Genomic DNA, 18,733 nt, shown 5'->3' with positions numbered 1-18,733 from the left:
GCCCTTATTGTATGACGGCACATGGCAGCCGGGCAGAGCCCGGCTCTACGGGATGGACGTAGCGCGGGGTCATTCGCCGATGACGTCGGTGCCCTTCGGCGGGGTGAAGGTGAAGGTGTCCTTGCTGAAGGAAGGATTGCGCTTCCAGCCGCTGAACTTGATCACCGTGCGCTGGCCGACCGCGTCCAGCACTTCCATCCGGGCCAGGCCCTGCGCATTGAAGCCCAGCGCGGCGTACTGGAAGGCGGTTTCGGTTTCACGTTTGGGGCTCAGCGACAGCCACTGCAGGCCATCCCGCGGCGCAGCTTCTTCACTGACGTCGTACTGCTTGTCCAGCAGCGCCGGGGTGACCAGCGCCACCAGCGGGCTGTTCTGCTCCTCCGGGCCCTGCACGCGCTTGGTCGCCTGTTCCAGGTCCGGCTCGTACACCCAGACGGTTTTTCCATCGGCCACGATCAGCTGCACGTGCGGCTTCTGATACTCCCAGCGCAACTGGCTCGGAGCCGACAACGCGACACGGCCACTGGTGTTCTCCTTGACCTTGCCGTTCTTGTCGAACACCTGCTGGCTGAACTGACCGTCCAGGCCCTTCAGGCCCTGGGTGAAGCGGTTGAGCTCATCGCGCCCGCCGGCCCAGGCGCTGGCCGATACGGCGCTGGCACAGACCAGGGCAGCAGCAACAAGGTGGCGACGGAAAGAGGTCTGCATGCGCGTAATCCAGGCGGAATTGAAAGATGGAAGCAGTGTGCCCGGCTCAAGCTGAATGGGCGGTGCAGCGGCTGCCACCAGACAGCCGGCATTATAGATCGGCCTGCACCGTGCGCAGGTCGCCGTACAACACCTGCCCGCGGAAACCGCGTCGCACCTGCTGGTACAACTCGCGGAACGCCGGGTAATCGGCGGGCTGGCACAGCGCCTGCGCCCCGCGCACGGCGCGCTGGTGCAGACGATGCTGGGCCACGATCACCTGCCCTTCCCGGCTCCAGCGCAGCTGGTACTCGCCCGCGGCATTACGGAAGTCGAGATCGCGCGGAATCGCCACGATCGGTACGCCGGCCGGAAACTCCAGCCGGTAGCGCTCCTCGCGCAGGTTGTCATTGCAGTAGAACGGTGTGGCGTTCTGCTCGGCCGAGGTGTTGCTGTAGATGTCACGGAACGACTCACCGCCCGGTGCATCCGGCAGCGGCATGCCGCCCACCACACTGAAGTCGACATAGTCGCGGGCGTGGAAGTCGTAGCGATAGTTGAAGCGCTGGCCGAGGTCCTGCGGGTCGCCGAGCAGGGTGAGCTGCCCGCTGCCGTCAAACCCGGACGAGGCCATGATCGACTCCTCGACCCGGCTGCGGTTCTGTGCATTGAGGCGTGCGAACGCGGCGCGCAGCCCGATTTCGCCGACCTCGCGCAGGTCCTGTTCGGTGCGTCCCTGCAGGTTCCCGTCCCGGTCGAACTGGAAACTCACCGCAAAGCCGGCCCCATTGCGCGCGCTGTCATTGGCCGGCGTGCGCGCCAGCGCCGCGGTGCGGGTGTGCAGCACCGGGACGCCGAGATCGCCCTCGGGCAACTGCCCGAAGCGGGCATAGGTGCTGGTGGAATCCAGATACAGATCGAACTCGGGCACGTAGGTGATGGCGTGGTTGAACCGCCCCAGCATCGGTACCGCCGGCAAGGTCGGACCACCACCGGCCCCGATCAGCACCGGCGTGCTGTCGATACCACGGGCGGCCAGCAGCGCCTCCAGGATCACCACATGGTCCTTGCAGTCGCCGTAGTGGTTGTCGAGGATGCTCTGCGCCGGGTTCGGCTCCAGCCCACCATTGCCCAGGTACACTGCCACGTAGCGGATGTTCTGTGCCACCCAGCGATACAGCGCGTCCGCCTGCGCGCGACGGTCGTCGATGCCGTGGGTGATCTGGTCGGCCAGCCTCTGGATGCCCGGGGTCACCTGCGCGGCCACGCCTGCCTTGGCCTGGTAGGCGTGCGCCAGCTCGGACCAGTCCCGATAGGTGCTGGCCATGATGGTGGGGCTGAATTCCCAGGCGGCCGCCGTCCAGTTCTGTACCGGCATCGGCGTGCTGCGCTGGTAGCGCCACTCCCATTGCGCCAGGTCACCGCGCCGCTTCGGGCGGGTGCTGCCCTGCACGCCCCGCTGCTCCACGAACATCGGCAGGCTGGCCGGCGCGGTCAGGGTCACCCGTGCGTCGTCGTACTGGTTGAACACACTGAAGGTTTCCCACAAGCCAAAGTAGCCCGGGAAGTACGGCTGGGTCTGGGTGCGACGGGTCTGGTACACCAGCCGCGTGCCCGGGGCCAGATTGGGAAACACCACCACCCGCACCTTGCGGTCGGCATACATTGCCGCAGCCGCGCTGGAATAGCTTTCCTGGGTGTAGATGCGTTCGGCCGGTACCTCGCGGCGCTGCCCGTCGGCGGTGATGGTGTAAGCCGACAGCACCTCCAGCGTTTCCATTTTCTCGCTGTAGCTCAGGCGCACCTGGCTGAACTGCTCCACCGCCGCCTTGGTCTTGAGCAGGATCTCGTATTCCTCGGTCTGCACATTGCCGGCGTCGGGGCGCACCACGTAGTCGGCGCGGTAGCGGACGAAGCTGTAGTTGTTGCTGGCCTGGGCGTCGCTGGCGGGTGCGCTGGACGGCTGCGTGGGTGCGGCCGGGGATGGGGCCGGTACCTGGGCATTCGCCCCCACGGGCAGAAAGAAAGCAGCCAGCATCATCCATTGCTTCAGCGTCATCGGGGTTCCTTGGGGTGCCGAGAGCCGGCCAACGGCCGGCGCTACCGGAGAGGTCGGTTGCGATGGGGCGCAACCGGCTGCTTATTTGGGCGGTGGCGGGGCCAGCACGCTGCGGTCGCCGTTGTGCTCGGGTGGACTGACCACGCCGGCCATTTCCATGGCCTCGATCAGCCGTGCGGCGCGGTTGTAGCCGATCTTCAACCGGCGCTGCACGCCGGAAATGGACGCCCGACGGGTTTCGGTGACGATGCGCAGCGCCTCGTCGTACAGCGGGTCGGACTCGTCGCCGGCACCGGCACTGGCCTCGGGCAGGCCGCCCGGGCCGACCACCACGCCATCGCCCATCACCTGCACTTCGTCGAGCACGCCGCTGATGTAATCGGCCGGACCGCTGGCCTTGAGGTGTTCCACCACGCGGTGGACTTCCTCATCGGACACGAACGCGCCGTGCACGCGGTCCGGCAGTGCGGTACCCGGCGGCAGGTACAACATATCGCCGTGGCCCAGCAGGGTTTCCGCGCCGGACTGGTCGAGGATGGTGCGCGAATCGATCTTCGAGCTCACCTGGAAGCCGATGCGGGTCGGAATATTGGCCTTGATCAGGCCGGTGATCACGTCCACCGACGGGCGCTGGGTGGCCAGGATGAGATGGATGCCGGCGGCACGGGCCTTCTGCGCCAGACGCGCAATCAGCTCTTCGACCTTCTTGCCGACGATCATCATCATGTCGGCGAATTCGTCGATGAAGATGACGATGAACGGCAGCGCCTCCAGCGGACGCGGCGCTTCGCCCAGCTCCGGGTTGGGCTTGAACAGCGGGTCCATCAGCGGCTGGCCGGCATCCTCGGCGTCCTTCACCTTCTTGTTGAAGCCGGCCAGGTTGCGCACGCCGACCGCGCTCATCAGCTTGTAGCGGCGCTCCATCTCCGCCACGCACCAGCGCAGGCCGTTGGCGGCCTCCTTCATGTCGGTGACCACCGGCGCCAGCAGATGCGGAATGCCCTGGTAGACACTCAGTTCGAGCATCTTCGGGTCGATCATCAGCATGCGCAGGTCTTTCGGCGAGGCCTTGTACAGCAGGCTCAGCACCATCGCGTTCACCGCCACGGATTTACCCGAGCCGGTGGTACCGGCCACCAGCAGGTGCGGCATGCGCGCCAGGTCGGCCACGGTCGGCCGGCCGGCGATGTCCTTGCCCAGCGCCAGGGTCAGCACGCTGGCGGATTTGTCGTATTCCTTCGAGCGCAGCAGCTCGGACAGATAGATCATCTCGCGGGTGACGTTGGGGATCTCCAGCCCCACCACCGACTTGCCTGGAATCACGTCGACCACGCGGACCGACTTCACCGACAGGCCGCGTGCGATGTCCTTGTCCAGCGAGCTGATCTGGCTGACCTTCACGCCCGGCGCCGGCTCGATCTCGAAGCGCGTGATCACCGGGCCCGGATAGGCACCGACCACCTGTGCCTCGATGCGGAAGTCCTTGAGCTTGAACTCGATCTGCCGTGACAGGGTCTCCAGCGTTTCTTCGTCATAGCCCTTGGGCTGCGGCTTGGGATCATCCAGCAGCGCCAGCGGCGGCAGGTCCGAGCCATCGCCGTTCACGCCACGGAACATCGGAATCTGGGTTTCGCGCTTGGCGCGGTCGCTCTTTTCCAGCACCGGTTCGGGGCGCGGCTCGATCTTCACCGGCTCGCGCTTCGCACGGACCTCGGCGTCGACCTTGCGCACTTCCTGGCGTTCCACCCGCATGGCGCGGGTCTGCTGCCAGTCAGTAGCCTGCTCCTTCTTGCGTTCCAGCAGCGGCGGAATGGCCAGAATGGCGCGACCGATCTTTTCCATCACCGCAAACCAGGACAGCCCGGTGGCCAGGGTGATCGAGGCCAGCAGCAGCACCAGCACGAACAGGTTCGCGCCCAGTGCGCCAAAGCCCGCACTGAGCGAATTGCCGACCAGCCGCCCCAGAATGCCACCCGCGTGGGCGACATCGCCGGTAAACAGACGCACGTGCAGGAAGCCGGTGCCGGCAATCAGGAAGCCCACCAACCCGACCAGCCGCAGCGCCGGGTCGAGGTCATGTTCCGAGGCGTTCTCGCCACGCTTCAGGCCGAACATCGCAAACCAGGCCAACGCGCCGAGCACGATCGGCAGCACGAAGGCCATGTAGCCAAACAGCTGCAGCAGCACGTCGGCCACCCAGGCACCGACCCGGCCGCCCATGTTGTGGATGGGGGCCACCACGCTGCCGGTATGCGACCAGCCCGGGTCGGTCGCCGAATAGGTGAACAGACTGGCCACCAGATACAGCAGCGCCGGGGCAATGGCGATCAGCCCCAGATCACGCCACAGCCGCTGGCGGCGCGGATTGTCCGCGGCCGGCGCTGGCGCAGCCCGGCGCGAGGACGCCTTGCTGTCGGTTGACTTGGATCGCTCCGGGACCTGTTTCGCCACCTTAGACCAGACCTTGGGAATACTCTGTTAGTGCTTGATAATAAACGACTGCGGCGCAGTTTTCAGGCAAGGCCCTGCAAGCCCTGCCTGGGCACCCTGGTAGACCCGGCCCTGTCCCCCACAGGTTGCCGCGTTCCATTGGTCGCCTTGAATCACCTCGCCCGTGCCGCCACTCTATGGCGTGAACATGGGCACCGGCAATCACCCCCGGCACCCCGCCCCACTCTTCTTTACGCGAGTCTACATGAGCAATTCCAAGCCTTCCCGTCATCAGAAGCTGGTCATCCTGGGCTCCGGCCCGGCCGGCTGGACCGCCGCCGTGTACGCCGCCCGCGCCAACCTGAAGCCGGTGGTGATCACCGGCCTGCAGCAGGGCGGCCAGCTGATGACCACCACGGAAGTGGACAACTGGCCGGGCGACGCCCACGGCCTGATGGGTCCGGACCTGATGACCCGCATGCAGGCCCATGCCGAGCGCTTCGAGACCGAGGTCATCTTCGACCACATCCACACCGCCGACCTGTCGCAGCGCCCGTTCAAGCTGATCGGCGACAGCGCCGAGTACACCTGTGACGCACTGATTGTCGCCACTGGTGCCACCGCCAAGTACCTGGGCATTCCGACCGAGGAAACCTTCAAGGGCCGCGGCGTGTCGGCCTGCGCCACCTGCGACGGCTTCTTCTACCGCGACCAGGACGTGGTGGTGGTCGGCGGCGGCAACACTGCCGTGGAAGAGGCGCTGTACCTGTCCAACATTGCCCGCAAGGTCTATCTCGTGCACCGCCGCGACACCCTGAAGGCGGAAAAGATCATGCAGGACAAGCTGTTCGCCAAGGTCGCGGCCGGCAAGATCGAGACCGTGTGGCACCACACCATCGAAGAAGTGCTGGGCGACGACGCCGGTGTCACCGGCGTGCGCGTGAAGTCCACCCAGGACGGCAGCACCCGCGACATCAGCGCGCATGGCTTCTTCGTGGCCATCGGCCACCACCCCAACACCGCCCTGTTCGACGGCCAGCTGGCCATGAACAACGGCTATCTGGAAATCCGCTCGGGCCTGGGCGGCAACGCCACCCAGACCTCGGTGGAAGGCGTGTTCGCCGCCGGCGACGTGGCCGACCAGCACTACCGCCAGGCGATCACCTCGGCTGGCTTCGGCTGCATGGCCGCGCTGGATGCGGAGCGTTACCTGGATGCCAAGGGCGCGCTGGCCTGAGGTTCCGATTGGCCTCTGGCCATCTGGGGGACGCGCCTGGCGCGTCCCCTTTTTGTTTCTGCGGCACCTGCCGACGCGCATGGCGCGTCGCTACGCGGCTCCGGGCTTGTGGCAGGTCTGCTGGAACTCCACCGGGTCGGTGGCGACGCCGTCGACGTCGCGCAGGACGACGCTCCAGCGGGCGGTGCCGGTCAGGGTGCCGTGGCAGCGCATGTTCGCCTTGATCGGCGCGTTCGGATCGTCGAAGGTCGTCTTGCTCGGCTTGCACGCCCCGGGTTTGCTGCAATTGGCGGTGGTGAACTCCATGGTGACCGGGAACTGCGGATTGCCGGCGAACACCATGGGCTGCTCTTTTGAACTACCCGTGGGCAGCGAGACATCCGGCAGCGGGGCCAACACGAACGGCTCACAGGTCTTTCCTTCACGGAACAGGCGGATGCCCTTTTCCACACCTTTCATGGAGGCAGTGCGGAAGATCGGGTCCTGCAAGGCGGCCGAATCCTCCGGATTGGAGTGGTAGGCGATTTCGACCAGCACTGAGGGCATCGTGCCAAGGCGATTCTCGCCATGGTTCCCGGCGTTCGCCCCGTCCCGCACCGGGAAATTCTCGTATCCGGGCTGCGCACGAATCAGCTCCCGCATTCCGCACAGCACGCTTGTAGCCAGCGGACGATCCCCGGGCTTGTCAACGTGGTAGTAGACCTCGACGCCGCGAACCATGCTTGAGTCATTTCCGTTCGTGTGAAGGCTGATCATCGTGCCTGCATCCACATGATTGGCGTACAAGGGGCGCACACGAATGTCCTCTTTCACCTCCCGGTCGTTGGTGGCCAGATTCGGGAGCGAGTTCCATAGATCACGGCGATCCGGAAGCAGCGCCTTGATGTGATACCTGGACGACATCTGCTCCCATGGCCGATTCGAATTCGGGTGAAGCTCCATCGATCGACTCCTTGCCCGATGAACCGTCAGCGTGCTGCGCTCCTCAAGCAGCCGCTGCAGGGCGTCCCCGAAGGCGGGGGTGATCATGTCCTCACGAAATCCGAAAGCGACCGGTCGTTGGAAGTCCCAGCTGAGCGCGGGGTGCACTCGGACCAATCCGTGACCCGCGGAAACCATCGCGGTCTGGTTCGCGGGATTGTTCCTGGCGCGAGGCGGCACCTCCAGCTCTTCCGGGTAGTAGTACTTGAGCGGATGCCCCTGGAAATGGATGTCCACGTCACTGATCGGAAGCCCAGCTTGTTCGGCGTAGTGTCGAAGTGTCACTGCCAGCTCCTGCAGGAACATTTCGTCACCGTCCGGTTCTGGTCGGTAGCCATCCTTTACGTCCGCCAGGATTCTCATCGTCGACAGATCGATGGACACGCTCACATCGACCACGCGCAGTTCACCTCGGTGCTGGACATGCGCGGAGACCCTCCTTGACGCTTCCTTCTCAAGCACGTGAATCAGCTCTGGATCCACGTACCACGGCGCGTCCGAATCAGCATCACTCCTCGGTTGCGGGTGAATCGGCACCGGCGTCTGCGCTGCACTACCTATCGAACTGGGCCGCTCCGTGGCGATCTGTGGTGAGCTGTTCGTCTCCAACCCTGCCACGGCATCTGATTCCTCGAATCCGAAGGTCTGCGCGTTCGCCGCATGTGGAAGCGCCATTGCGATGCCCAGGATGAGTGCGCGGTTTCCCGATGTGAGACGCGGGATGTTTTCGACCATGTTGATGCTCCTTGAATGTCGTTCGCGCATCGGGCGATGCGCCGGCGGACTCTGCTCTTCGCGATGCGCCAAAAGTGAGCACTGCGTCGCTCTTTTTCAGGGCGCTGAAAATGAGCTTTTCCTCGCCGGGAACAGACCTCTGAAGCTGTCAACGTTTTTCTGCGTCGAACTTGCAAACAGCGCCTGAAACCATGCCCCGGCCTTGACGTTCCGCTGCGGACCGACGACATCACAGATGGCGCAACTCGCCTCTTATGCGCTTTGCATGGGCAATGGCGGCGGTTGGATCGCGCTGGACACGCATGGCGTGTCCGTACGGAATGTCGTGGATGGCTCGGGGTGCGGTGGGATCACCCCTTTTCGCCACGGCTGCCCTATCCTTCGGGCATGACCGAGTCACGTTTTCTGCACCGCCTGACCGACCTCCCTGCCGCGGACTGGGATGCCCTGCACGACGGCACCAACCCGTTCGTCAGTCATGCCTTCCTGGCGGGGCTGGAAGCGCACGGCTGCCTGCGCCCGGAGTGGGGTTGGCGTCCACGTCACTTCACCTTATGGGAGGGCGACACCCTGGTCGGCGCTGTGCCGGGCTACCTGAAGGACAACTCGCACGGCGAATTCGTGTTCGACCACGCCTGGGCCAACGCCTACGCGCGGCACGGATTGGACTACTACCCCAAGTGGCTGGGCGCGGTGCCGTACTCGCCGGTCACCGGCCCGCGCCTGCTGGCGCGCGACAGCCGCCATCGCGCCGCGCTGGTACGCGCATTGCGCGATGACGTGGAACGCATGGGCTGGTCCTCTGCCCACGTCAATTTTCACCTGCAGGACGAAGACCCGGCATTCGATGCGCACTGGCTGCTGCGCGAGGACATCCAGTTCCAGTGGCACAACCCTGGCCACTGGATGGATTTCGATGGCTTCCTGGCCGACATGAACCACAAGCACCGCAAGAACATCCGTCAGGAGCGCGCCAAGCTTGCCCGCACCGGCATCCGCTACCGCATCGTGCACGGCGACGAAGCGAGCACCGATGACCTGCAGACCATGCATGGGTTCTACCTGCAGACCTTTGCCGAGTACGGCAACGCACCCGCCCTCACCCTGCCCTTCCTGCAGCACCTCGCCACCACGATGCCCAGGCAGCTGGTCATCTTCCTGGCCATGGCCGACGGCGAAGCCGTGGCCGGAGCCCTGTGCCTACGCGGCGGTGACACCCTCTACGGTCGCTATTGGGGCGGCGCGCCGCTGGCGGGCCTGCATTTCGAGACCTGCTACTACCAGGGCATCGACTACTGCCTGCGTGAAGGGCTGGCGCGCTTCGAGCCCGGGGCGCAGGGAGAACACAAGCTCGCCCGTGGCTTCCTGCCGCAGCGGGTGCGCAGCCGGCACTGGCTGGCCGAACCGGACTTCGCCGGTGCACTGGCTGGCTGGTGCGACCAGGAGCGCGCCGACGTCGACCGCTATGCCGTGGCGCTGTCCGAGCACAGCCCGTTCAAGGCGCGGGAGCCGGCATGAGCCGTCGCTACCCGTGGCAACTGGATCCACGGCCTGACGCGCCGTTCCCGCCGGCGCAGACCGCCCTGCGCGAACCGGACGGCCTGCTGGCCGTGGGCGGCGACCTGTCGCCGGTGCGCCTGCTCAACGCCTATGCGGGCGGCATCTTTCCGTGGTTCTCGGAGGGCCAGCCGCCGCTGTGGTGGTCGCCAGACCCGCGCATGGTGTTCCGTACCGATGGCGTGCACCTGTCGAGCAGGTTCCGCCGCAGCCTGCGCCACAGCCCTTGGATCCTGCGCGCCGATACGTGCTTTGGCACCGTGATCCGATCCTGCTCGACCAGCCCGCGACCGGGCCAGGACGGCACCTGGATCAGCGACGACATGGTGCTGGCCTATGAAGCCCTGCATGCGCTGGGTCATGCGCACTCGGTGGAAGTGTTCGATGGCGACACCCTGGTCGGCGGCATCTACGGGGTGGCGATCGGTCGCATGTTCTTCGGCGAAAGCATGTTCAGCGCGGTCAGCGGGGGCTCCAAGGTCGCCCTCGCCGGCCTGGCCCGCTGCCTGCACGGTTGGGGCTGGCCGTTGCTGGACGCCCAGGTGGAGAACGACCACCTGCTGCGCATGGGGGCCGAGCACTGGCCCCGGGAGCAGTTCCTGACCCTGGTCCGGCGTCAGGTGCGTGAAGAGGGGTTCGTGGGCTCGTGGCGGCAGCGGTTTGGGGTGATCCCCGCGCGACAGCTTAACGATACCTTTGCATCATCCGGCCCAGACGCGTAAAATGCCCGCCCTTGAGGCCAGATCGGCCGTTTACAGAACTGCACAGGACTACATGTCGAAAGACGACTCCATCGAGTTCGAAGGCACCGTTAGCGAAACGCTGCCGAACACCACTTTCCGCGTTCGACTGGAAAACGGGCATGAAATCATCGCCCACATCTCCGGCCGCATGCGCAAGAACTACATCCGCATCCTGACGGGCGACCGCGTCAAAGTTGAAATGACGCCGTACGACCTGACCAAGGGTCGCATCACCTACCGCATGAAGTAAGCGGTTGGCGTAACTCCTGCGGGGGTTGCGACAGAAGGCCGGCCTTGCGCTGGCCTTTTTGCGTGGGCGCAATTCAGCTCATTGGGTCATTGGTCACTGTGACCGCCCTCACCCTGACATCGGTCAGGCTGCCTTGAAGCAGATTCGCACGGGCCTGAACAGCGTCATCTTGGCACCCGGTCCACTCCGGACCGCCACCCGAATGGCCCCCGACATGAAGAGCCTGTTTACCCTGTGTCTGCTTGCCTCCGCCGCTCTCACCGGCACTGCCATGGCGCAGACCCCTGCCCCGGCTGCAGCCGGCAGCGACTGCATTACGTTGTCCAGTGACCAGCAATTGGTCCGCAAGGGTGCAGACCGTTCCATCCTGCTGCGTAACGGCAGCGACCACTACATCGTGCACTTTGCCAGCTCCTGCAGCAGTGCGGGCTTCTCGAAGAAGCTCGATTTCGTCACCCGCGGCAACGAAGGCCAGCTGTGCGGTGGCCGCGCCAGCAAGCTGCGCACCGACTCTGCCAGCTGCGACGTAACCACACTGGAACCGATCACGGCGGAAGCCTTCGCCACACGCGCACGCCGCTGACCTGGCAAAGAAAAGGCCCCGGGAGTTCCGGGGCCTTTGTCTTACTCTACCGTGGCCGGCAACCGTCGTTCCGGCTCAGCCTGGGCTTCGACGAACAGCTCGTCGTCGCGGACGTCGATGCTGACCCGGCCGCCGTTGACCAGCTTGCCGAACAGCAGTTCGTCGGCCAGCGGACGCTTGACCTTGTCCTGGATGACCCGGGCCATCGGGCGCGCGCCCATCAGCGGGTCGAAGCCGTGGCGGGCCAGCCAGTCGCGCGCGGTCGGCGTGGCCGACAGGCTGACGTGCTTTTCCTGCAGCAGCATTTCCAGCTCGATCAGGAACTTGTCCACCACGCGCAGGATGTGCTCGAAGCCCAGCGGCTGGAACTGCACCACCGCATCGAGGCGGTTGCGGAATTCCGGCGTGAAGCTCTTGCGGATTACTTCCATCGCGTCAGTGGCATGGTCCTGGCGGGTGAAGCCGATCGAACGACGCGAGGCCTGCGCCGCGCCGGCGTTGGTGGTCATCACCAGCACCACGTTCTTGAAGTTGGCTTCGCGTCCGTTGGTGTCGGTGAGGATGCCGCGGTCCATGACCTGCAGCAGAATGTTGAAGATGTCCGGGTGGGCCTTTTCCACCTCGTCCAGCAGCAGCACGCAGTGCGGGGTCTTGACGATCTTCTCGGTCAGCAGGCCACCCTGGTCGAAACCGACATAGCCCGGAGGGGCACCGATCAGGCGACTGATCGAATGCGGCTCCATGTATTCGCTCATGTCGAAGCGCACCAGCTCGATGCCCAGCTGCAGCGCCAGCTGCTTGGTCACCTCGGTCTTGCCCACGCCGGTGGGACCGGCGAACAGGAAGTTGCCGATCGGCTTGTCGGGGTTGCCCAGGCCTGAACGGGCCAGCTTGATCGCCGACGACAGCGTCTCGATGGCCGGGTCCTGACCAAAGATCACCATCTTCAGGTTGCGCTCCAGATGCTGCAGCACGTCCTTGTCGGTGGCGCTGACCTGCTTGGCCGGGATGCGCGCCATCTTGGCGATGATGGTCTCGATTTCCTCGATATCGATGAGTTCCTTGCGCTCACCCTCCGGCAGCAGCCGCTGGCGGGCGCCGGCCTCGTCGATCACGTCGATGGCCTTGTCCGGCAACAGGCGGTCGCCGATGTGCTTGACCGAGAGGTCCACCGCCGCCTGCAGCGCGTCGTCGGCATAGGTCACGCCGTGGTGCGCCTCGTACTTGGGCTTGAGCCCCTGCAGGATCTCGTAGGTTTCGCCCACGGTCGGCTCGACGATGTCGATCTTCTGGAAGCGACGGGCGAGCGCACGGTCCTTCTCGAAGATGCCGCGGTACTCCTGGAACGTGGTCGAGCCGATGCAGCGCAGCTCACCGGACGCCAGCGCCGGCTTGATCAGGTTGGAGGCGTCCATGGTGCCACCCGAGGCCGAGCCGGCCCCGATGATGGTATGGATCTCGTCGATAAACAGCACCGCATTGGGCATCTTCTTCAGCGCGGTCAGTACACCCTTCAGGCGCTTCTCGAAGTCGCCGCGGTACTTGGTGCCGGCCACCAGCGCACCCAGGTCGAGCGAGTAGATCACGGCGTCGGCCAGCACCTCGGGCACCGAGCCTTCGACGATGCGCTTGGCCAGGCCTTCGGCAATGGCGGTCTTGCCCACGCCCGCCTCGCCCACGTACAGCGGGTTGTTCTTGCGGCGGCGGCACAGAACCTGGATGGTGCGCTCGATCTCGTCGCGACGCCCGACCAGCGGGTCGATCCGGCCACTTCGGGCCGCATCGTTCAGATTGCTGGCGAATTCCGCCAGGGCATCCCCCTTGCCTTCGCCTTCCCCGCCTTCGGCGCGCCCTTCGGCTTCGCCCGACGGCGGCACCTCGCCCTCCTCGCCCATCTTGGCGATGCCATGGGAGAGGTAGTTGACGATGTCCAGCCGGGTCACGTCCTGCTGGTTGAGGTAGTACACCGCGTGCGAGTCCTTCTCGCCGAAGATGGCGACCAGCACGTTGGCACCGGTGACCTCCTTCTTGCCCGAGGACTGCACGTGGTAAACGGCCCGCTGCAGCACGCGCTGGAAGCCCAGGGTCGGCTGGGTGTCGCGGCCGTCATCGTCGGCCAGGCGGGACACCGAGGCTTCAATGGCCTGCTCCAGCTCCTGGCGCAGGCGCTCGGCATCGGCCCCGCAGGCCTTGAGTACGGCCTGGGCGGACGGGTTGTCCAACAGTGCCAGCAGCAGGTGTTCCACCGTCATGAACTCATGCCGGGCCTCACGGGCGCGCTTGTAGCACTGTCCGATGGTGTGTTCGAGGTCTTTGCTGAACATGTTCTACTCCGGCGGCAGTTGAGAACAATATGCGGCCTAGCGGCGGAAATTCCATCACCCTGATGGAAGGGTGCGTTCAGACAGTGTTGGCACTCGCAGCCCGATGCCCGGACCTGCGCCCAGCATTGGCCGTCCGGCTGTGATGAGAATGTCATGGCCCCTTCGCGCGCCCTCCGCCCCCCCGGCGGCTCCCTGGCGCTGTTTCAGGAAAGGACGTGCGCCGGGCCGCGAAGCGGCCACGCGCGGCGGGGTTTACCCCGCTTTCTCCATCGTGCACAGCAGCGGATGCTGGTTCATGCGCGAGAATTCGTTGACCTGGGCGACCTTCGATTCGGCCACTTCGCGGGTGAACACCCCGCACACGCCGCGGCCCCGGGTGTGCACGTGGAGCATCACCTGGGTGGCCTTGTCCAGGTCCATGGAGAAGAAGTGCTGCAGTACCGTCACCACGAAATCCATCGGGGTGTAGTCGTCGTTCAGCAGCATCACCTGATAGAAAGGCGGCGGCGCAACCTCCGGACGTGCCGGTTCAAGGGCAACACCGTGGTCGTGATGGGGTTCTTGGGAAGGCTCGCGAGGCATCCGCCTAGTATAAACGCGGCCCCGCCGGATTGGACGCCGCTGGCCGCGCCCGTCACAATTCGCTCATGCATAGGACTTTCACGGGGCTTTCATGAAGACCACCCTCGCCCTGCTGCTGATGGCTTCGGCCTTCGGCGCACACGCCGCCACGCCCGATCCAACCGTTGCCAACGCGCTGGACGCACTCGGCTACCCGTACGAGGTGGACGAGGACGGCGACTACAAGATGGTCTTTGATGTCGAAAACGACCGTACCCAGCTGGTATTCGTGCGCTCGGCGGTCGAAGACTATGGCAGCCACCGCATCCGCGAGATCTGGTCGCCCGGTTACAACGCACCCACGGAGCAGTTCAGCGCCGAAATTGCCAACCGCCTGCTGGAAGATGCCCAAAGCGCCAAGCTGGGCGGCTGGGTCAAACAGCAGCAACTGGCCATGTTCGTGGTCAAGGTCGACGCCGATGCCGACGGCCCGGTCCTGGCCGATGCAATCGATGCGGCCACGCATACGGCCGACGAGATGGAACGCGCCTTGACCGGGCAGGACGAGTACTGACGTGAGCACCGCCATTGAACAGCGCTGGGCTCCCCATGTCACCGTGGCCACCGTGGTGGTCCGTGACGGCCGCTTGCTGCTGGTCGAGGAGTCCATCGACGGCCGCGCCGTGCTGAACCAACCGGCCGGCCACTTGGAACCGGGTGAAAGCCTGGCCGCTGCCGCGGTGCGCGAGGTGCTGGAGGAAACCGGCTGGCAGGTCGAACTGACCGCCTTCGTCGGCTGCTACCAGTGGACCGCTCCGGACGGAACCGCCTTCCTGCGCTTCGCCTTTGCCGGCGACCCGGTCGCCCATGATCCGGCCCTGCCACTGGACGCAGGCATCCTGCGCGCGCTGTGGCTGACGCCCGCCGAACTGCAGGCCGAACCCGCGCGACTGCGCAGCCCGCTGGTGCAGCAGGTCGTTAGCGACTACCTCGCTGGCCAGCGCTACCCCCTTTCACTGGTGAAGGAAGCGGCATGAGTACGCCCCGCATCATGGTCGGCGTGTCTGGCGGCGTGGATTCCTCGGTCGCCGCGTGGCGGCTGGTCCAGCAGGGCGAGCCGGTGGCCGGGTTGTTCATGCAGAACTGGGCCGATGACGGCAGCGGCGAGTGCCGCGCCGAGGACGACCGCCGCGATGCCGTGGCAGTGTGCGGCCTGCTCGACATTCCGTTCCACTTCCGCGATTTTTCCAGCGAATACTGGCAGGGCGTGTTCGAGCACTTCCTGGCCGAATACGCGGCCGGCCGCACCCCCAACCCGGACGTGCTGTGCAACCGCGAAGTGAAGTTCAAGCACTTCCTGGACGCGGCCCGCGAACTGGGGGCCGAACGCATAGCCACCGGCCACTATGCGCGGGTCGCCCAGGTGGGTGGGCGCTGGGCGTTGCTGCGCGGTGCCGATCGCAGCAAGGACCAGAGCTACTTCCTGCATCAACTGGGCCAGACCCAGCTGGCCGCCACCCTGTTCCCGATCGGCGACCTGCAGAAGAACGACCTGCGCCGGATCGCCCGCGATGCGCGGCTGCCGACCCACGCCAAGAAGGACTCCACCGGCATCTGCTTCATCGGCGAGCGTGATTTCCGCGAGTTCCTCGGCCGTTACCTGCCAGCGCGCAGCGGCGAGATCCACGACCCGCAGGGCAACGTGATCGCCCAGCACCCCGGCGTCTTCTACTTCACCCTCGGACAGCGCGAGGGCCTGAACATCGGCGGCGTGCGCGGTCGCCCGGCCGCACCCTGGTATGTCGTCGGCAAGGACGTGGCCAGCAACGTGCTGTACGTGGACCAGGACCGTGAGAGTCCGTGGATGCAGTCCACCCGTCTGCATTCAGAGGTGGCCCACTGGATTGCCGGCGCGCCGCCGGCCCGGACGTTCGAATGCACCGCGCAGACCCGTTACCGTCAGCCGGACGAGCCTTGCACGGTGGCGGTGCGCGATGATGGCACGCTGGACGTCCGTTTCGCCCAGCCGCAGCGGGCCGTCACCCCCGGTCAATCCCTGGTGCTGTATGACAACGAGGTCTGCCTGGGTGGCGCGGTGATCGCCGCCACCGACGCGCCGCTGGAGCAGCGGCTGCGGACCACCCCTTCTCCTTTTGAGGTAACTGCTGCATGAGTTTTTCCGTCGACGACCGTGTGCTTGCGCTGGCCGGTATTGCCCAGGCCCTGCAGCAGGTGCGCCGTATCGCCGAAACCGGGCATTCGGAGGCCGGCGTGGTCCGCACCGCCATCGACAGTGTGTTCCGGATCGATGCCGACAGCCCGCAGGCCATTTACGGCAACGCCGCCCAGCTGGCCCCCGGCCTGCGCCTGCTGCACAACTACTTCCGCAACCAGGGCCAGGACGAGATCCTGCCGCGCCTGGCGCTGGCCGTGCTGCAGCTGGAGCGCACCTTCGTGCGCAATGGTGACGTGGTTGGCGCGGTCAGCGAGGGCATCGCCCGCGCCCAGCGCCAGGCCGCCGAACTGGGCGACAGCGCACACCCGGACGTGCTGGCGGCGCTGGGAGCGCTGTATGCCGACACCATCAGTCACCTCAAGCCGCGGGTGATGGTCCAGGGCAACCCGCACTACCTGGGCCAGGCCGGGGTCATTGCCGAGATCCGCGCCCTGCTGCTGGCCGCGGTGCGTTCGGCGGTGCTGTGGCGGCAGACCGGTGGGCAGTACTGGGACTTCCTGATCTCGCGCAAGGCGATGGTCGAGGCCGTGGACCGCCATTTGCGTTGACCCGCGGCAATTTGTGCACTGCCGCTAAAGCTCCGGGGGGTACGGCCGATACATTCACCGTGCACCTCCCGAGAACGTCCATGTACTCACGCATTTTCATCCGTCTGGCCGCCCCCCTGGTCCTGACCCTCCTGCTCCCCCTGGCCATCGGCCTGGACTGGCCCGCCGCTCTGCGCTGGGCGATCCTGACCACGATGACGCTCAGCTGGCTGGGCTTTGCCTGGTGGACCACCCGCGCCCAGGCGCAGCGCTCCCCCGAGCATGCCCGCATCCTGCGTGAACAGGACCAGCTGCTGACCGAACTGCGCCAGTTCGTCGGCAATGAAATCGAAGGTTCGCGCGGTGAAGTGGAACGCGCCCGTGACCTGATCCGCCACGCGGTGGGCGGCCTGGGCAGCAGCTTCGACGCGATGAACCGCAAGTCCCGCCAGCAGAGCCAGGCCCTGGCCCGCATCGTCGACCGCGCCGGTGAAGATGGCGGTGCCGGCGTCGACGTGGCCCGTTTCGCCCAGCACGCCAGCCACCGCATGGAACAGCTGGTGGAAGCGCTGGAACAGGTCAGCGGCCAGAGCAGCACCACGGTTCAGCACATCGACCAGATGGCGCAGCACCTGGACGGCATCTTCGCACTGCTGGAAGACGTGAAGTCGATTGCCGACCAGACCAACCTGCTGGCCCTGAACGCCGCCATTGAAGCGGCCCGTGCTGGCGAAGCCGGTCGCGGCTTTGCGGTGGTGGCTGACGAAGTCCGCAACCTGTCCGAGCGCTCGACCACTTTCAACGAACAGATCCGCAAGCTGGCGCACAGCTCCAAGGACGCCATCGCCAAGGTCCGCGAAACCGTCTCGCACATGGCCTCGCGCGACATGGACCGCTCCCGCGAAGCGCGTCACGAAGCGGCGGCTATGCTGGACAACGTGGCCCAGATCAATGCGTCGCTGGGTGACGGCATGCGTGAGATCTCCGAATGCGGTCGTGCGATCGACAGCAGCGTGGCCGAAGCGGTGCGCGCCCTGCAGTTCGAAGACATCGCCACCCAGGCCCTGGGCGGCGTGCACACCCACCTGGACCGCCTGACTTCGATCAACCGCGAAGCGCTGGCCCTGCAGGAGCTGCTGCACCGTAACGGCGGCGTGTTCGACGAAGAAATCGTCAGCGCGCTGCAGCGTACCGGCAACCGCCTGCGCGACATGCGCGTGGAGTGGGAGCGCCCGCCGCACAAGGCGGTGGCGCAGCAGAACATGTCGGCCGGCGCGGTCGAACTGTTCTGACCGGATGCACCCTGCCGGCAACGGCAACCCCAACGGCCCCGCCACTCCCGGGGCCGTTGTGCATGCACAGCTCCCCCCAGCTTTGTAGATGACACCTCATGCTGTTGAACGCCCCCAACGCAGCACTGATCGCCAGCACCGTCACCGAACTCCCGGTCGACGCCACGCGCCTGCCTGTCACTTCGGCCCCACCGCCGAACGGCCGCGCACTGCTGCCGGTGCTGGAGCAGCTGGCCCAGCAGGAACTGGCCCGCCTGATTGCCGCGCAGCCCGCACCCTCGCCCTCCCCCACGGCAGACCCCGCCTACGCCGGCCTCGCCTGGGATCTGGGCCTCAGCGGCGACGAGTTCGATCCTGTCGCGCACACCCGGTGACGTCGTCCCGGTGATTGCACACGCTACGTAACGCCGGGCTCTGCCCGGCTGCTGTTGGATTTGTGCGAAAAGCCGGTGTTCATCGGTTCCGAATTTGGGCGTACCGGGGTGGGTTTGCGGGACACGCCGTGAATACATCCCTGTAGGCTCGTCAAAA

17 protein-coding genes are annotated in these 18,733 nt (G+C 65.9%); 11 read left to right on the top strand and 6 right to left on the bottom strand.

Annotation, left to right across the window (positions count from 1 at the left end):
* Positions 1-69 precede the first annotated feature (69 nt).
* The 3 genes from lolA to RT551_RS00075 all read right to left on the bottom strand — a co-directional run bounded on the left by lolA (position 70) and on the right by RT551_RS00075 (position 5,197).
* Entirely contained in the window at positions 70-708 is a 639-nt protein-coding gene (gene lolA, locus RT551_RS00085) for an outer membrane lipoprotein chaperone LolA (protein ID WP_313454921.1), read from the bottom strand.
* A gap of 91 nt (positions 709-799) precedes the next feature.
* A complete protein-coding gene (locus RT551_RS00080; RefSeq protein WP_313455037.1) occupies positions 800-2,728 on the bottom strand; it encodes a DUF3857 domain-containing protein in 1,929 nt (642 codons plus the stop codon).
* 99 nt (positions 2,729-2,827) lie between these two features.
* On the bottom strand, positions 2,828-5,197 hold the full coding sequence (locus RT551_RS00075; RefSeq protein ID WP_313454919.1) for a DNA translocase FtsK 4TM domain-containing protein: 2,370 nt from the start codon (positions 5,195-5,197) through the stop codon (positions 2,828-2,830).
* A gap of 244 nt (positions 5,198-5,441) precedes the next feature.
* Between RT551_RS00075 and trxB the strand changes: the two genes are divergently transcribed.
* Positions 5,442-6,413, top strand: coding sequence for a thioredoxin-disulfide reductase (trxB, locus tag RT551_RS00070; protein ID WP_313454918.1), 972 nt, complete (start codon positions 5,442-5,444; stop codon positions 6,411-6,413).
* A 90-nt stretch (positions 6,414-6,503) separates the two neighbouring features.
* Here the strand turns inward: trxB and RT551_RS00065 are convergent, their stop codons facing one another.
* Positions 6,504-8,129, bottom strand: a complete 1,626-nt coding sequence (locus tag RT551_RS00065) for an N-acetylmuramoyl-L-alanine amidase (protein WP_313454916.1) — start codon at positions 8,127-8,129, stop codon at positions 6,504-6,506.
* A gap of 387 nt (positions 8,130-8,516) precedes the next feature.
* Between RT551_RS00065 and RT551_RS00060 the strand changes: the two genes are divergently transcribed.
* From RT551_RS00060 to RT551_RS00045, 4 genes are all read left to right on the top strand, one after another.
* Positions 8,517-9,647, top strand: coding sequence for a GNAT family N-acetyltransferase (locus RT551_RS00060; protein ID WP_313454915.1), 1,131 nt, complete (start codon positions 8,517-8,519; stop codon positions 9,645-9,647).
* On the top strand, positions 9,644-10,408 hold the full coding sequence (aat, locus tag RT551_RS00055) for a leucyl/phenylalanyl-tRNA--protein transferase (RefSeq protein WP_313454913.1): 765 nt from the start codon (positions 9,644-9,646) through the stop codon (positions 10,406-10,408). The genes RT551_RS00060 and aat overlap by 4 nt, the downstream gene beginning before the upstream one ends.
* Before the next feature lie 52 nt (positions 10,409-10,460).
* Positions 10,461-10,679 (top strand): translation initiation factor IF-1, encoded by a 219-nt coding sequence (infA, locus tag RT551_RS00050; RefSeq protein ID WP_005409596.1) that lies wholly within the window; start codon positions 10,461-10,463, stop codon positions 10,677-10,679.
* Positions 10,680-10,893: 214 nt separating this feature from the next.
* Complete coding sequence (locus RT551_RS00045) at positions 10,894-11,262, top strand: hypothetical protein (protein WP_313454911.1); 369 nt, start codon at positions 10,894-10,896, stop codon at positions 11,260-11,262.
* Between the two features lie 41 nt (positions 11,263-11,303).
* Here RT551_RS00045 and clpA read toward each other — a convergent pair whose 3' ends face one another.
* Positions 11,304-13,586, bottom strand: a complete 2,283-nt coding sequence (clpA, locus tag RT551_RS00040) for an ATP-dependent Clp protease ATP-binding subunit ClpA (protein WP_311191185.1) — start codon at positions 13,584-13,586, stop codon at positions 11,304-11,306.
* 252 nt (positions 13,587-13,838) lie between these two features.
* Complete coding sequence (gene clpS / locus RT551_RS00035; protein WP_311191184.1) at positions 13,839-14,168, bottom strand: ATP-dependent Clp protease adapter ClpS; 330 nt, start codon at positions 14,166-14,168, stop codon at positions 13,839-13,841.
* 91 nt (positions 14,169-14,259) lie between these two features.
* Here clpS and RT551_RS00030 point away from each other — a divergent pair, with 91 nt between their 5' ends.
* From RT551_RS00030 to RT551_RS00005, 6 genes are all read left to right on the top strand, one after another.
* The gene (locus tag RT551_RS00030) at positions 14,260-14,721 is read left to right on the top strand and encodes a hypothetical protein (protein ID WP_313454906.1); all 462 of its coding nucleotides are present in this window, start codon (positions 14,260-14,262) and stop codon (positions 14,719-14,721) included.
* Position 14,722: 1 nt separating this feature from the next.
* Positions 14,723-15,184 (top strand): NUDIX hydrolase, encoded by a 462-nt coding sequence (locus tag RT551_RS00025; protein WP_313454904.1) that lies wholly within the window; start codon positions 14,723-14,725, stop codon positions 15,182-15,184.
* Positions 15,181-16,320: a tRNA 2-thiouridine(34) synthase MnmA gene (gene mnmA, locus RT551_RS00020; protein WP_313454902.1), complete on the top strand. Its 1,140-nt coding sequence runs from the start codon at positions 15,181-15,183 to the stop codon at positions 16,318-16,320. Before RT551_RS00025 ends, mnmA begins: the two co-directional genes overlap by 4 nt.
* Positions 16,317-16,931 carry a high frequency lysogenization protein HflD gene (gene hflD, locus RT551_RS00015; RefSeq protein WP_313454901.1) on the top strand — a complete coding sequence of 205 codons (615 nt, stop codon included), beginning with the start codon at positions 16,317-16,319 and terminating at the stop codon, positions 16,929-16,931. Before mnmA ends, hflD begins: the two co-directional genes overlap by 4 nt.
* An 80-nt stretch (positions 16,932-17,011) precedes the next feature.
* Positions 17,012-18,202, top strand: coding sequence for a methyl-accepting chemotaxis protein (locus RT551_RS00010; protein ID WP_125359084.1), 1,191 nt, complete (start codon positions 17,012-17,014; stop codon positions 18,200-18,202).
* A gap of 98 nt (positions 18,203-18,300) precedes the next feature.
* On the top strand, positions 18,301-18,576 hold the full coding sequence (locus RT551_RS00005) for a hypothetical protein (protein WP_313454899.1): 276 nt from the start codon (positions 18,301-18,303) through the stop codon (positions 18,574-18,576).
* Positions 18,577-18,733: the final 157 nt, after the last annotated feature.

The organism is Stenotrophomonas sp., from assembly GCF_032103445.1.
GTDB lineage: Bacteria > Pseudomonadota > Gammaproteobacteria > Xanthomonadales > Xanthomonadaceae > Stenotrophomonas.
The sequence above is the reverse complement of the archived record's forward strand: the minus strand, read 5'-3'. Positions and strand labels throughout refer to the sequence as shown.

Coding starts and splice junctions, on each gene's coding strand:
- RT551_RS00045 (WP_313454911.1), top strand. CDS start 10,894: ATGAAGAGCCTGTTTACCCTGTGTCTGCTTGCCTCCGCCGCTCTCACC.
- RT551_RS00060 (WP_313454915.1), top strand. CDS start 8,517: ATGACCGAGTCACGTTTTCTGCACCGCCTGACCGACCTCCCTGCCGCG.
- RT551_RS00030 (WP_313454906.1), top strand. CDS start 14,260: ATGAAGACCACCCTCGCCCTGCTGCTGATGGCTTCGGCCTTCGGCGCA.
- clpS (WP_311191184.1), bottom strand. CDS start 14,168: ATGCCTCGCGAGCCTTCCCAAGAACCCCATCACGACCACGGTGTTGCC.
- lolA (WP_313454921.1), bottom strand. CDS start 708: ATGCAGACCTCTTTCCGTCGCCACCTTGTTGCTGCTGCCCTGGTCTGT.
- trxB (WP_313454918.1), top strand. CDS start 5,442: ATGAGCAATTCCAAGCCTTCCCGTCATCAGAAGCTGGTCATCCTGGGC.
- infA (WP_005409596.1), top strand. CDS start 10,461: ATGTCGAAAGACGACTCCATCGAGTTCGAAGGCACCGTTAGCGAAACG.
- RT551_RS00065 (WP_313454916.1), bottom strand. CDS start 8,129: ATGGTCGAAAACATCCCGCGTCTCACATCGGGAAACCGCGCACTCATC.
- RT551_RS00005 (WP_313454899.1), top strand. CDS start 18,301: ATGCTGTTGAACGCCCCCAACGCAGCACTGATCGCCAGCACCGTCACC.
- mnmA (WP_313454902.1), top strand. CDS start 15,181: ATGAGTACGCCCCGCATCATGGTCGGCGTGTCTGGCGGCGTGGATTCC.
- RT551_RS00080 (WP_313455037.1), bottom strand. CDS start 2,728: ATGATGCTGGCTGCTTTCTTTCTGCCCGTGGGGGCGAATGCCCAGGTA.
- aat (WP_313454913.1), top strand. CDS start 9,644: ATGAGCCGTCGCTACCCGTGGCAACTGGATCCACGGCCTGACGCGCCG.
- clpA (WP_311191185.1), bottom strand. CDS start 13,586: ATGTTCAGCAAAGACCTCGAACACACCATCGGACAGTGCTACAAGCGC.
- hflD (WP_313454901.1), top strand. CDS start 16,317: ATGAGTTTTTCCGTCGACGACCGTGTGCTTGCGCTGGCCGGTATTGCC.
- RT551_RS00010 (WP_125359084.1), top strand. CDS start 17,012: ATGTACTCACGCATTTTCATCCGTCTGGCCGCCCCCCTGGTCCTGACC.